Here is a 12,051-nt window from a genome sequence, read left to right as displayed (position 1 = left end):
CAAGGTGGTATTAGATCCCTGAAAATTGCTCCAGCTCTGTCTTTATGTCGGAAAGGATTTTCTCGCATTGCTTAACAAGGGAGGCAGGGAAGATTTCGCCTTCGCCATATTCAACGCCATGCGGATAATAGTGTTTGCCTAGCAGGGGAGTAAGCAGCTTGATCACGGCCTTGTGAGCGCCTACATCTCCCTCCACAGCATAGCCGAATACACGCAGGTAGAAGGTGCCTTCCTTTAATTCGAATTTACGATCATAGCTTACTCTTTCATAATCCCATTGCTCAGCGCGAACCAAACCGTATTCAGGCATTAATTCATCCAACCGGTTTAAATCTGCTGAAACGTTTTCAAAACCAAAGCTTTCGAATTTCACGAATAACCCTCCTAATTTAGCTTTTAACAGAAATCATGATAAGCCGGAGAAAGATATGTATAAAAATGCTAGTTTCTCCAATTATGTTTACATATAGACAATTTTCCCTCATATTTTATAATAGTACGAAATTATTGAATTTTCAATGAGTACCTTTTGTTATTTTAACGTTCACAAAAACTATGTCTTTTTCGTTTATAAAAACTTAATATTTCCAGGCATCATTCAATGGCTGAATCCGTATAAACACCGCGTAAACAATGATATAATTGTGATAAATGCTTTTAGGAAGACAATTTATACATAATATAGATTCAGAGAGGAGGAGACTTCCTCTGCAAATTTTGGTAAGAGCTATCATACTTTCAGTGGTTTTATTTATAATTGGTATCTTTTTTAATCTAGTGCTCGAAAATGGTGAAAACCCAATACTTTTTGATGAAAATGGCATCAAGCAAAAGAAACAGGAAGAAATCCAAAAAAATGAAGCGTCGGACAAAAATCGCATGTTAGGAAACCCTTCAGAAGGACTTGCTGGGTTAATTGGAAAAAAAGCGGCTCATGCAGAAAAACTCTATGGAAAGCCTTCCAGGGTAGACTCATCCTCCTATGGTTATGACTGGTGGATTTATAATCAGGACAGCAGAAAGTATTTTCAGCTTGCTGTTGATAAAGGAAGGATTGTATCGGCATATGGCATTGGCAAAGAGGTTGATGTAACGCCATTTAAAATTGGGCAGACGATTGATGAGATCTATTCCAGTGCCTATGTTGAAACATTAGTCGATATTGATACAGACACCGGCTCTTACCGTTTTGAGCTTTCAGAGGAAGACATGAATATGAGGCCGTTGATAAAGCTGGGCAGTGGATATGCTCAGCTATACCTGGATAAGTTTACTGGCAGTGTATCCAGTGTCCGGTTCTTAAACGAAGAAACACTTCTTAAACAGAAGCCTTATGAATTGACATACCGGGGGGAACTATTGGAGGAAAATCCTCTTTCAGAGGATGAATGGAAAAAGGTCGAGGCCGGAAGCCGCCGTCAGGTTTTTGATATTACCAATATTATGAGACAAAGGTTTGGCCTGGCAGAATTAAAATGGGATGAGAAAACCTCTGAAGTTGCTTTCAAGCATAGCAACGATATGTCGGAAGGCCGGTATTTTTCCCATAACTCCCCGACAAACGGTAATCTTGAGGACAGACTTGCTAAGGGGGGCATATCCTACAGGCTTGCCGGGGAAAACATTGCAGCAAACTACGTCGATGCCATAGCTGCGATGGAAGGATGGTTAAATAGTAAAGGTCACCGTGAAGCGTTGTTAAATAAAGAATTTACCCACGTTGGTGTTGGGGTATACCGGAAATATTACACCCAGAATTTCATTGCAAGTGAGAAGCCATCATAAGTGCCTAATGATAGACCATTCTGTCACATTTTTGAATTTTGTTCATAAGATGGCAGTAGGCGTATGTCATATCGTGAGGTGAACGTATATGGCTCAAAAAAAAGGGCGTAAATCAGTTGAAAGATTCAAGGCGTTTGTGAAGAAACATCCAAAGTTAAGACAGGAAGTCAAAAATGGGAACTATACATGGCAGGAATTATTTGAGGAGTGGCAGCTTTTTGGCAGCGACCATGAGCAGTGGGAGGAATACAGGGTCGTTGAAGAAGAACCCGATGAAAGCGATTCTATACAAAAAGCTCCATCTGCAAAATCAAGTCAGACAAACAAAGCGGATGTCCTCGGAGTCCTTTTACAGTCACTGAAGAACTTGGATGTCAATCAAGTACAACAGTATATATCAAGTGCCAATCAGGCACTAGGCGCCATTCAGGGAATCATTTCTTCCTTCCAGGGCGACAAGCCGAAACAGGAAGAAGATGTGCAAGAAAAAAAACCAAAGTCCAATCCATTTGTATTTAGGAAAGACTAGGAATGGATAGTAAAGCCAAGGAGGTTTTTATGAGGCACGATGTATATAACTTGATTGAGGGAAATCAGGATTTGAAAAAGTACCTACGCCAACATCCGTACTGGTATCGGAGATTGATGAGAAATCCACAGGAGTTTGACAAAATGGAAACGGAAGCCGCCTACCATTTCAATAAAACGATTCCGCAGAGAATCAATAAATTTTCAGATGGTGTGCAGATGGCTTCCATGCTGGTTGGTATGTTCGAGGCGATGAAATACCAGGGAGGAAATGGCTGATCTATATAGGCAGCCATTTCTTATTTTTTATCAACAAAGTTCTTATTTAATTTGAATAATACTGGGAGTAAATTGGCTTTTTTTGCAAACACTAGTTGGCAAAGGAGGCGGATATTCGTGAAGTGGCTGGTTCATTTAATTTGGTTAGTACTGATCTTAACCGCATGCGGCAACAATATACCTGAACCGCAAATTAACCAGGACAAACAGGGAGTTCAGAGCCGCAGCCATTCTGCTTCAGCCAAGTCTATTAGTCCTCGTGGCGGAAGAGGATTCCAAGCAAAATATTTTTTGAAAGGGAATTCCCTTTATGTGGAATGTTTTTTAAAAGAATTTACCTTTTCCCCTTCCGATGAAAAAGAGAGCGTGAAGGTGCGATTGTATCTAGACGGAAAGAAGCTTGCAGATTATCGGACAGCCGCGTTTGTCGTGAAAAAGATGCCTCGGGGACGGCATGATATTCTCATGCAAATTGTAAAGGTTAACGGAGAGCCTGTTGGCTTGGAAAAAAGATTCACCGTACAAATTGATTCGGGTATCTAAGGAAAAGGAATAGCATCTCATCTACAGAAATGATAGAATTGGGGTGGAGGTGAGCAAACAATGCTTGCTACTATGGAAAGGGTTAATATTTTGCAAACGGCCGATTCTTTGGCTGAAATGGTTTTACAATCGGAAGCAGGAGAAAATTATCAGCTTGCTTTATATAAAATGAGGAATGACGGGGAAGCACAGCAAAAAATCCGCAAATTTGCTTCTCTTAAGGACTTATACGAAGAGACCCAGCGCTTTGGGAAATACCATCCGGACTATAAAAGAGTGAACCTTGAAATCCGGGAGGCAAAGCGTGAAATGGATCTTCATCCCTCTATCGCGGAATTTAAAAGGGCGGAAACAGAGTTACAAGGAATCCTGGATGAAATCAGTATGAAAGTGGGACATGCCGTTTCCCCTCATATCAAAGTTCCGACTGGAAATCCGTTTTTTGAGTCACTCTCAAGCTGCAGTGGAGGCTGCGGATCTGGCGGCAGCTGTGGGTGTTCTGCATAAGTTTTAGGTGTTAGAGCGGGCTTTAAGCCCGCTTTTAATTTTTTCTCATAGGGAATGTACAGGTGGTTTATAGAGAGGGTGGCCGGTCTCTTTGCTTTGTTATGTTTCATTCTCAAACCGGATGCAATCAGGGCATAAATTCCCGCAGCAAAACATTTTCCGTTGTGGCACAAAAAAACGATGGCGAAAAACCAATAAATTGTTCCCGTTTCTAACGAAAACTGTCTCGCTATGAAGCTTGTGACCGCGCATCGCCTTTGCTGATGCTTTTTTTATAGCTTTTATTACCGTATCGATTTCAACTAGCTCTGACCGCTTAATATAAAGAAAGGGTATTCCGGCGACTTTTTTATGCTCTGCGCATAAAATATTCTCCTCAGCGGCCAATGAATTAATAAATACAGCCCAAACCATATTCAAATCCATCGCTAAGCCTCCTCCCTTATGGATTTGAAATCCCCTTTTTGTTCAGTCCTAAGGCGTTAAATCTGGTAAGGATTTTTTTATATGTTGATAGGAAAGTTTATGCTATGCTACACTTAATGAAAACCTTTACCCTTACACAGTCACGATCAAATCTATAAACACCTTGCTTGACGGGACGAGTTTCATTTAAAAAAAGGGAGTTACTTGTTATGTTTGGAGAAAGACAAGGAATTATCGTATATTTACATACATTAAAGCAGGCAAAAATGCTCAGGAAATTTGGGAATATCCACTATGTATCCAAAAAACTGAAATACGCAGTTTTGTATACAAATATGGAGGATGTGGAGGCACTTTCTGATAAGCTGAGAAGCTATTCATTCGTGAAGCGGGTCGAGCTCTCCTATAAGCCATTTCTAAAAATGGAGTATGAGAACTCTAAACCTGACAAAGCGAAGGAATATGATTATAAAATGGGAATATGACATGAAAAGGCGCAGGCTTTCTTGAATGAATGCCTGCGCCTTTTTTATAAAATTGCTTTATGTCAGCTTAAAGGGGGCAGATATCGATTCATCCGAAGGATCCCGGTAAGATATTGGAAATAAAGTTCTTTTTCCGAGAAAGCAGAAGAGGGCTTGACATCGAGTTCGATGATGTCTTTTCCGAGGTCCATTGCAAGCTCCCTGAACAATTCGAATCGCTTGTTCGGCGTGAAGTTTGGATTTGGAATTCCTTCCCTGCATAGGTATAAGGGCTGAAAATTGCCCGGGTCAGTTGGATGAAGGACAAGCAAAAGGGAAGTAAGTTCTTTTCCATCCCGATTAGTATGGAGTGCAAGAAGGCGCGCAACACGGCTTTTATTTGCCTTCCCGATTTCTATTAATTCATATATATCTGAATATCCTTCCCCTAATTCAATAAAACGCTGGATCAAATAAGATCTCTCCTTGTAATGTAATCTAATTTTACTTTATCACTTAAACCTACATAAACCAATAAGTCATTTTTCGTGCCAAAAAAAAGCCCTGCAGGTCATCTTCTGCAGGGTCCTTCTATTTCCTTCAACAAAGGGTAGAAGGCAAAGGGAGAGGAGAAACCGGAGGAAGAACTTATGGGGAAACGTAAGTCTTCTCCGCGGTTGGCAACAACACCTACGATAGTGATGTTGTTACTAACAGTATGGCCAAATTTATCCTGATTATTCAAACCTGCTCATTTTTTTCTTGCCGGCAGCGCTTGAAAAAATTTTTTGAAGTTGGCTGTGCATTTGTAATATGATAGGATTATTGAGTAACAGAAAAATTTGTCTAAAAATGTGGTGAAAACATGCGGGTCGTTTCCGGAACATGCAAAGGAAGGCCTTTAAAATCAGTGCCGGGCACAGGAACCAGGCCTACAACAGACAAAGTGAAGGAAGCTGTATTCAATATGATCGGGCCTTACTTTGAAGGCGGTACTGTCCTTGACTTATTTGCGGGCAGTGGGGGTCTTGGAATTGAGGCACTAAGCCGTGGGATGAATCGTGCCATTTTTGTAGACAGGGAACACCAGGCCGTTCGGACGGTCAAGGAAAATCTTTCTGCATGCAATTTTACAGAGCAAGCTGAAGTCTACAGAAATGACGCGGAAAGAGCGTTAAAGGCTATTACAAAAAGAGAGGTAACGTTCCAGCTTATCATGCTGGATCCACCGTATAAAAAACAAAAACTGGTCACTTTGCTTGAGCAAATACATAATGCAGCGCTTCTTGATCGTCAAGGGGTTGTCGTATGCGAACACGGCCATGATGTAGTCCTTCCAGATCGTGTTGGCGGTTTCATAAAAACACGGCAAGAAGAATATGGAATCATTGCTATATCTATATATCAATGGAGTGCTGATCAACAGTAGAGGGGGATTTTTATGGCCAGAGTAGCCGTTTGTCCGGGTAGCTTTGACCCGATCACTTTTGGTCATTTGGATATTATCCAAAGAGGAGCCAAGGTTTTTGACGAGGTTTATGTAACCGTTTTAAATAACACTTCGAAGCAATCGCTGTTCACAGTCAATGAACGCTTAGAATTGATTAGGGAAACCACTGCCCATATTCCAAATGTAAAAGTAGACTCCTTTCAAGGATTGCTTGCTGAATACGCCAGAAATGTCAATGCAGACGCAATCATTCGCGGCCTCCGAGCCGTATCCGATTTCGAGTATGAAATGCAGATCACTTCTATGAATAGATTGCTGAATGAAAGAGTCGAAACCTTTTTTATTATGACAAGAAATCAGTATTCTTTCCTTAGCTCTAGCATTGTAAAAGAAGTTGCAAAATATGGTGGCGATATCTCTGAACTAGTTCCGGAGAAGGTAAGGGTGGCGCTGCTTGAAAAATATGGGAAGTAAACTTAATAAAAGCTTCCAGGGGACCCGGTCCATATAGGAGGGCCCCTTTTTTATGGGATAAATGATGTATAAAGGAAAAGTTATGGCATTGTTCATCGGTAAAATTCGCTGGGAATCCAACATTTCAGGTGATAAAATAGAACTACGTCACATTAAACCAACCGTTCCAAGCCTTTCATAAACTATCTTTAATGGTAATAAGTTTGTTACATAGTCCAAGGTATTTCCGGGAGGGATTCTTTTTGCGAAAGCCGAAGATAGGCCTTGCACTCGGTTCAGGAGGAGCAAGAGGCTTTGCCCATGTGGGTGTAATCAAGGTGTTGAGGGAAGAGGGAATCCCGATTGATATGATTGCCGGCAGCAGCATGGGTGCACTTGTCGGGACATTTTATGCTGCAGGTTCGGATATTGAAAGGCTTTATAAGTTGGCGCGTGTGTTTAAACGAAAGTATTATTTAGATTTCACTGTTCCCAAAATGGGTTTTATATCTGGCAAAAGGGTAAAAGAGCTTATCCGGGTTTTTACATATGGAAAGAGACTTGAAGAGCTTGATATCCCCGTAAGTGTTGTCGCTACAGACATTAAACGAGGCGACAAAGTCTTATTCCGTGAAGGCCCGGTCTCTGACGCCGTAAGAGCCAGCATATCAATACCGGGGATCTTTGTCCCCGAAAAAATTGACGGCCGCTTGTTGGTGGATGGCGGGGTAATCGACCGTGTTCCGGTTTCTGTTGTAAAGGATATGGGTGCAGATATTGTTGTGGCCGTTGATGTTGCCCAAGTAAAACAAGATCAGGAAATTTCCTCTATTTATGATGTGATCATCCAAAGCCTTGATATTCTGCAAATGGAACTCGTAAAAACCAGGGAATTTGCTGCTGATGTCATGATCCGGCCACGGGTCGAAAAATATAATTCAAAGGCATTTACCGATATTTCCGATATCATTCGTATCGGGGAAGAAGAAGCGAGGAAACATATTGGAAGTATTAAAGAATCTATTGAAAACTGGAAGGAGTCTTAAAGTTTGGCGAGTCGTAAGTTCTATTTTCGCTCTTTCCTGATTGCAGCTGTCCTGATCATTGCTTCTTCGTTTTATTATTTGCCATATTATGTAGCAAAACCGGGGATGGCAAAAGAATTGGAACCCATTATAGAAGTTGAAGGGGGAGATGATGCCTCTGGAAGCTTTATGCTGACAACCGTAAGGATGGGGAGAGCCAATATTTATTCATACATCGCTGCAAAAGTAAGTAAATACCAGGAGCTGTATCCCGAAAATGCGATTAAAAGCGAGAATGAAAGTGATGAAGAATACAATGTAAGACAGCTTCATATGATGGATCATTCAAAAAACAGTGCAATTAAGGTAGCCTATGAAAAGGCAGGTAAACCTATTTCTTTTGAATATCTAGGTGTTTATGTACTGAACACGCTTGAAGGAATGCCAGCTTATGGCAAATTGAAGCCTGGTGACCAAATTACCAAGGTCGATCAGATAGATATTAAATCGGCGAAGCAATTCATGGATTATGTCGGGAATAAAAAACCCGGTGAAAAAGTCGAGCTTACATTTAAGCGAGATTCAACGACCAAAAGGGTTACATTGCCATTGCAAAGCTTCCAGGCTGATCAAAAACGGGCTGGCATCGGCATTTCACTCGATGACGATAAAAAGCCTATAACGGAACCGGCTGTTAAGGTAAATACCGAGCAGATTGGAGGGCCTTCCGCTGGACTGATGTTCACGTTGGAAATCTACAATCAGCTAACCGAAGGGGATATGACAAAAGGGTACCAAATCGCAGGAACGGGAACGATGTCAGAGACAGGAGAGGTCGGCCCAATCGGGGGCATCCAGCAAAAAATCGTTGCAGCCGCGCAGTCCGGCGCTCAAATTTTCTTTGCACCAAATGAAAAAGGGAATAAGAATTCTAACTACCGTCAGGCACTTGTAACCGCCAAAGATATTAAAACAGATATGAAGATTGTGCCGGTTGATACGTTAGAAGATGCCCTCACGTACCTTCGCTCATTGAAACAGATTAAGTAAGTAAAGCCGCTTCCACGTGTGGTGAACACGATGGAACGGCTTTTTTAGCGAGTAACCGGTTTTTTTTCGATAATGGCCGGGGCCTCGAACTCCCGCTTCATTAACTTGCTTTGATATGGTTCCGAAAGCCCCATGGCATAAATTCGTGCAGCCCGTATGTCAGGCACGATTTCCGGTGAGTCAAAGGAGGAGAGTCTGGATACCAATGGGATGGGCAGGTGTTTTTTCTTGCTCCGCAAATATTCCCTTCCGTCAGATGTCATCCCCAATAGCCTAATATAAGCCGGTTCTCCCTGGAGGAGATGCATTTCTTCTTTGGTTGTATTTGTGAGGATATGGACACACATCCGTTGGAGCCGGGTCCATGTATAGCGTTTTGTTTTTATAGATGCCATAAAGCCAGCAAAGGTTGAAGATTGTAGTGCAGCCTCGTGGATGCGGTATTCGATGCCTTCTTCCATTTCATATATCTGCCTTAAATCTACAGCAGTTACTGAGAGGATCTTGTACTTTAGCAAAGGCCAATACAACTCCCAGTTATGAAGCCGGCCATAGCTCTTAATGTAATCCGTCAAAACGAGCAGGGTGGAGAGGGGGACATATCCACTGATGTTATCAACATTCGTTTCGCTTTCAAAAATGGATTTACGTATGGCCGTGGCGCTGGCGATTGAATTTTCCGGCAGTGCTTCGTCATGGTATCCTGCTTGTACTCGCTTGATGGTCGTTGGTTTAATTTGAAAACCCTTTGAAAGGGCGGCCTTCACGTATTCCATGCCGAGAATATTATTTGGCTTTGACAAATCCAGGCTGTCGCCGGCATGATCAAGGCCGCTAAAGGCAAATGATGCAGCCCGGGGATAACTGTTTCCTTCTTTCATATACTTTTTGACCAACGCGTCATATTGTTCCTTTTCTTTTTGCAGAAAATGATAAGTCTCAATAAATGGTTGAATCCTTCCATTCTCACTACCAAAGCAAAATGAATCGCACTCTAATGCTTCTAGTGCCATAATGGCTCCGCGAGCAAATATTTCAGCCTTTTGGGGAGCGAAGGCATAGGGTAGCTCAAAAACAAGGTCGACGCCAGCTGCAAGAGCCATTTCCGCTCTGGCCCATTTGCTCAACAATGAAGGTTCACCGCGCTGTAGAAAAGGCCCGCTCATGATGGCAATTACTATGTCGGCATCTATGGTTTCTTTGCTTTTTTCCAAGTGAAAAGCGTGTCCGTTATGAAAAGGATTGTATTCAACTACTAATCCTAAAGCTTTCATGGCTTCACCTCTTAATTTGCTATTGTAATGAATTTACAACATTTAGACACGAAAGTCGACTTCGGGGAAGTATGTTCACCCGACGGTTATTCAATAATAATAAGAATGGTACAGGAAACTGCAAGGAGCCGATTTACATGTAACAAATTGCAACAACTATAACCCCCCTTATGTTAAGCCGGTAAATAATGCAGGGAGAATTCGGTTAAAAAATGTGGAAACCTTTCGCAAGGAATGTAGAAAAATAACGAAACTGTGCATAGTGTTTGCAAAGTATAGGGAAACGGATATTATAATACATGTGGCCACCCGGCTTTTGGAAATAACTTATTTTTAAGCATTATGTAAGGCAAAACACTGTAAAGAAAAAATATTGACAAACAGTATAATGACAGCTATAATTACTTTTGTTGCGCTTAGAGGTGATTCATTTGCAATGGACAATTAGCCAACTTCAAAAATTTCGGGAAAAAGACCTGCATATCGATGAAACGGTGGATGTTTCGGATATAAAGGAACGGGACAAACAAATTCGTGAAGTCTCGCCTATTAAAGTGACTGGCAGAGCTGATATCAGTTCCGCTAAAGTTACATTCCATTTACATGTAACCGGTCAATTCATCTTGCCTTGTTCCCGGACACTGGTTGATGTTAAATATCCAATTGATATTGAAACAACGGAAACCTTTCTATTAAAAGCAGAGAATTATGATCTTGAAGATGATGATGTAACTGTTGTGAAAGGCGATGTTGTAGATCTAATGCCAGTCATCAAAGAAAATTTATTGCTTGAAATTCCAATGCAGGTATTCTGCGAGGAGAGCGAAGACGGAGCTCCTCAATCTGGGAAGGATTGGGCAGTTGTTACAGAAGAAGAAAGTAAACAACGGATCGATCCTAGACTGGCAGACCTTGCAAAATTTTTCGACAACAATGAGGAATCTTGATTGGAAACTTGAAGGGTTAAAAAAACCCCGGTTTTCACAGCTTCTTTATCTATTTTTTTAAGGAGGTGGGAATAATGGCTGTACCTTTTAGAAGAACGTCCAAAACCGTAAAAAGAAAGCGTCGTACGCACTTCAAACTTCAAGTGCCAGGTATGGTAGCATGCCCAAACTGCGGTGAAATGAAACTTGCACACCGTGTATGCAAAGAATGTGGAACATACAAAGGAAAAGAAGTTGTTAATAAATAATTTCTTATTTCGCTAAAAGCACAGAGAATCATTCTCTGTGCTTTTTTGTTGTAATTAAAACTATAATATGATGACAGTCCCAAGCGTTATATTTTTAGCTCATCGGACCGGTCACTAGCTAGTCTTTCCACAATGAAAAAATTCTGTTCCATTTATTGGTTTTCTATTTTCTTGGTTCCTAACCAACGCTTCGATGATAAAGCTCGCCAGCCTTCCTATTTTCTAATATACTTTTAGTATGTTACTGAAAAAAGGAAGCGGTGGTGTTGAGATGAGCAATGTGGTATTGGCTGAAAAAAAGGGTGATGGTAGTTTATTGGTCACCATCAACCGTCCAGAAAAAAGAAATGCCATTAATTATGAAGTAATGGACAGACTCCTTGATGTATTGTCTGATGCGGAAAATGATGAAACCGTGAAATTGCTTATGATCACCGGTGCGGGAGATGATGCTTTTTGCTCTGGCGGAGATTTAAGCGAGTTTCATGCCCTTCACACAGAAGCTGATGCATATAAAATGCTTTCCAAAATGGGAACGGTTATATATAAACTAGCAACTTTCCCAAAACCTACAGTCGCTTTCCTGAATGGAAGCGCGGTTGGAGGAGGTTCCGAAATCGCGGTAGCCTGCGATTACAGGATTGCAAGGCAAAAGGTCAAGTTTGGCTTTGTCCAGGGAAAACAAGCCATTACGACAGGATGGGGAGGCGGGTCGCTCTTGTTTGAAAAGCTTCCATATCAAACAGCGTTAAAGCTTCTATTAACAGCCTCCGTAGTGTCGGGCTCTACAGGAAAGGAGCTAGGGTTCATCGATTCAATCGTTCCGGATTCTGCAACTGCATTGGACACTGATGTAACTGAACTGGTCCTATTTGAAACCGGTGTCATTCAGGCCTATAAACAAATGGTTGTAAGGAAATGGAAGCTGGGTGGACTGGAAGAGAGAATGCAGCAAGAAATTGCACAATGTGCCAAGCTTTGGGAAACGGAAGCCCATCACCAAGCCGTCCAAAGTTTCCTCAATAAGAAAAAATAAAGCGGAAATTTTTAATAGGACATCTATTTTCCCTTC

General features: G+C 41.5%; 17 protein-coding genes. 13 read left to right on the top strand and 4 right to left on the bottom strand.

The genetic code is table 11. From position 1 onward, the window contains the following. Positions 1-10 precede the first annotated feature (10 nt). Positions 11-373 carry a YugN family protein gene (locus tag CUU64_RS08830; RefSeq protein WP_101633193.1) on the bottom strand — a complete coding sequence of 121 codons (363 nt, stop codon included), beginning with the start codon at positions 371-373 and terminating at the stop codon, positions 11-13. 368 nt (positions 374-741) lie between these two features. Here CUU64_RS08830 and CUU64_RS08825 point away from each other — a divergent pair, with 368 nt between their 5' ends. From CUU64_RS08825 to CUU64_RS08805, 5 genes are all read left to right on the top strand, one after another. Continuing rightward, positions 742-1,785 (top strand): CAP domain-containing protein, encoded by a 1,044-nt coding sequence (locus CUU64_RS08825; RefSeq protein ID WP_257985464.1) that lies wholly within the window; start codon positions 742-744, stop codon positions 1,783-1,785. A gap of 88 nt (positions 1,786-1,873) precedes the next feature. Then, complete coding sequence (locus CUU64_RS08820) at positions 1,874-2,314, top strand: YlbD family protein (RefSeq protein WP_101633191.1); 441 nt, start codon at positions 1,874-1,876, stop codon at positions 2,312-2,314. A gap of 29 nt (positions 2,315-2,343) precedes the next feature. After that, complete coding sequence (locus CUU64_RS08815) at positions 2,344-2,592, top strand: YlbE-like family protein (protein WP_101633190.1); 249 nt, start codon at positions 2,344-2,346, stop codon at positions 2,590-2,592. Positions 2,593-2,709: 117 nt separating this feature from the next. Further along, on the top strand, positions 2,710-3,135 hold the full coding sequence (locus CUU64_RS08810; RefSeq protein ID WP_101633189.1) for a hypothetical protein: 426 nt from the start codon (positions 2,710-2,712) through the stop codon (positions 3,133-3,135). A 60-nt stretch (positions 3,136-3,195) separates the two neighbouring features. Next, a complete protein-coding gene (locus CUU64_RS08805; RefSeq protein ID WP_101633188.1) occupies positions 3,196-3,642 on the top strand; it encodes a YlbF/YmcA family competence regulator in 447 nt (148 codons plus the stop codon). Between the two features lie 99 nt (positions 3,643-3,741). On the opposite strand, the gene CUU64_RS08800 is transcribed toward CUU64_RS08805, so the two are convergent. Beyond that, the gene (locus tag CUU64_RS08800) at positions 3,742-4,068 is read right to left on the bottom strand and encodes a hypothetical protein (protein WP_101633187.1); all 327 of its coding nucleotides are present in this window, start codon (positions 4,066-4,068) and stop codon (positions 3,742-3,744) included. Between the two features lie 209 nt (positions 4,069-4,277). Between CUU64_RS08800 and CUU64_RS08795 the strand changes: the two genes are divergently transcribed. After that, entirely contained in the window at positions 4,278-4,553 is a 276-nt protein-coding gene (locus CUU64_RS08795) for a YlbG family protein (RefSeq protein WP_101633186.1), read from the top strand. Positions 4,554-4,615: 62 nt separating this feature from the next. Here CUU64_RS08795 and CUU64_RS08790 read toward each other — a convergent pair whose 3' ends face one another. Beyond that, positions 4,616-5,005 (bottom strand): DUF7147 family protein, encoded by a 390-nt coding sequence (locus CUU64_RS08790; RefSeq protein ID WP_101633185.1) that lies wholly within the window; start codon positions 5,003-5,005, stop codon positions 4,616-4,618. Between the two features lie 392 nt (positions 5,006-5,397). Here CUU64_RS08790 and rsmD point away from each other — a divergent pair, with 392 nt between their 5' ends. From rsmD to CUU64_RS08770, 4 genes are all read left to right on the top strand, one after another. Next, positions 5,398-5,961, top strand: coding sequence for a 16S rRNA (guanine(966)-N(2))-methyltransferase RsmD (gene rsmD / locus CUU64_RS08785; RefSeq protein WP_101633184.1), 564 nt, complete (start codon positions 5,398-5,400; stop codon positions 5,959-5,961). A 12-nt stretch (positions 5,962-5,973) separates the two neighbouring features. Then, complete coding sequence (coaD, locus tag CUU64_RS08780; protein ID WP_101633183.1) at positions 5,974-6,456, top strand: pantetheine-phosphate adenylyltransferase; 483 nt, start codon at positions 5,974-5,976, stop codon at positions 6,454-6,456. 242 nt (positions 6,457-6,698) lie between these two features. After that, the gene (locus CUU64_RS08775; RefSeq protein WP_101633182.1) at positions 6,699-7,481 is read left to right on the top strand and encodes a patatin-like phospholipase family protein; all 783 of its coding nucleotides are present in this window, start codon (positions 6,699-6,701) and stop codon (positions 7,479-7,481) included. A gap of 3 nt (positions 7,482-7,484) precedes the next feature. Continuing rightward, positions 7,485-8,510, top strand: a complete 1,026-nt coding sequence (locus tag CUU64_RS08770; RefSeq protein ID WP_180954518.1) for a SepM family pheromone-processing serine protease — start codon at positions 7,485-7,487, stop codon at positions 8,508-8,510. A gap of 44 nt (positions 8,511-8,554) precedes the next feature. Here CUU64_RS08770 and CUU64_RS08765 read toward each other — a convergent pair whose 3' ends face one another. Further along, entirely contained in the window at positions 8,555-9,784 is a 1,230-nt protein-coding gene (locus CUU64_RS08765; RefSeq protein WP_101633181.1) for a nucleotidyltransferase, read from the bottom strand. 431 nt (positions 9,785-10,215) lie between these two features. Between CUU64_RS08765 and CUU64_RS08760 the strand changes: the two genes are divergently transcribed. The 3 genes from CUU64_RS08760 (at position 10,216) to CUU64_RS08750 (ending at position 12,015) form a co-directional block, all read left to right on the top strand. Next, a complete protein-coding gene (locus CUU64_RS08760; protein WP_101633180.1) occupies positions 10,216-10,731 on the top strand; it encodes a YceD family protein in 516 nt (171 codons plus the stop codon). A 74-nt stretch (positions 10,732-10,805) separates the two neighbouring features. Further along, a complete protein-coding gene (rpmF, locus tag CUU64_RS08755; RefSeq protein ID WP_101633179.1) occupies positions 10,806-10,979 on the top strand; it encodes a 50S ribosomal protein L32 in 174 nt (57 codons plus the stop codon). Positions 10,980-11,250: 271 nt separating this feature from the next. Further along, on the top strand, positions 11,251-12,015 hold the full coding sequence (locus CUU64_RS08750) for an enoyl-CoA hydratase/isomerase family protein (protein ID WP_101633178.1): 765 nt from the start codon (positions 11,251-11,253) through the stop codon (positions 12,013-12,015). Positions 12,016-12,051: the final 36 nt, after the last annotated feature.

Source organism: Bacillus sp. V5-8f (assembly GCF_002863565.1).
Classification (GTDB): Bacteria; Bacillota; Bacilli; order Bacillales; family DSM-1321; genus Peribacillus.
The sequence above is the reverse complement of the archived record's forward strand: the minus strand, read 5'-3'. Positions and strand labels throughout refer to the sequence as shown.

Coding starts and splice junctions, on each gene's coding strand:
- CUU64_RS08815 (WP_101633190.1), top strand. CDS start 2,344: ATGAGGCACGATGTATATAACTTGATTGAGGGAAATCAGGATTTGAAA.
- CUU64_RS08805 (WP_101633188.1), top strand. CDS start 3,196: ATGCTTGCTACTATGGAAAGGGTTAATATTTTGCAAACGGCCGATTCT.
- rsmD (WP_101633184.1), top strand. CDS start 5,398: ATGCGGGTCGTTTCCGGAACATGCAAAGGAAGGCCTTTAAAATCAGTG.
- rpmF (WP_101633179.1), top strand. CDS start 10,806: ATGGCTGTACCTTTTAGAAGAACGTCCAAAACCGTAAAAAGAAAGCGT.
- coaD (WP_101633183.1), top strand. CDS start 5,974: ATGGCCAGAGTAGCCGTTTGTCCGGGTAGCTTTGACCCGATCACTTTT.
- CUU64_RS08750 (WP_101633178.1), top strand. CDS start 11,251: ATGAGCAATGTGGTATTGGCTGAAAAAAAGGGTGATGGTAGTTTATTG.
- CUU64_RS08795 (WP_101633186.1), top strand. CDS start 4,278: ATGTTTGGAGAAAGACAAGGAATTATCGTATATTTACATACATTAAAG.
- CUU64_RS08820 (WP_101633191.1), top strand. CDS start 1,874: ATGGCTCAAAAAAAAGGGCGTAAATCAGTTGAAAGATTCAAGGCGTTT.
- CUU64_RS08800 (WP_101633187.1), bottom strand. CDS start 4,068: ATGGATTTGAATATGGTTTGGGCTGTATTTATTAATTCATTGGCCGCT.
- CUU64_RS08765 (WP_101633181.1), bottom strand. CDS start 9,784: ATGAAAGCTTTAGGATTAGTAGTTGAATACAATCCTTTTCATAACGGA.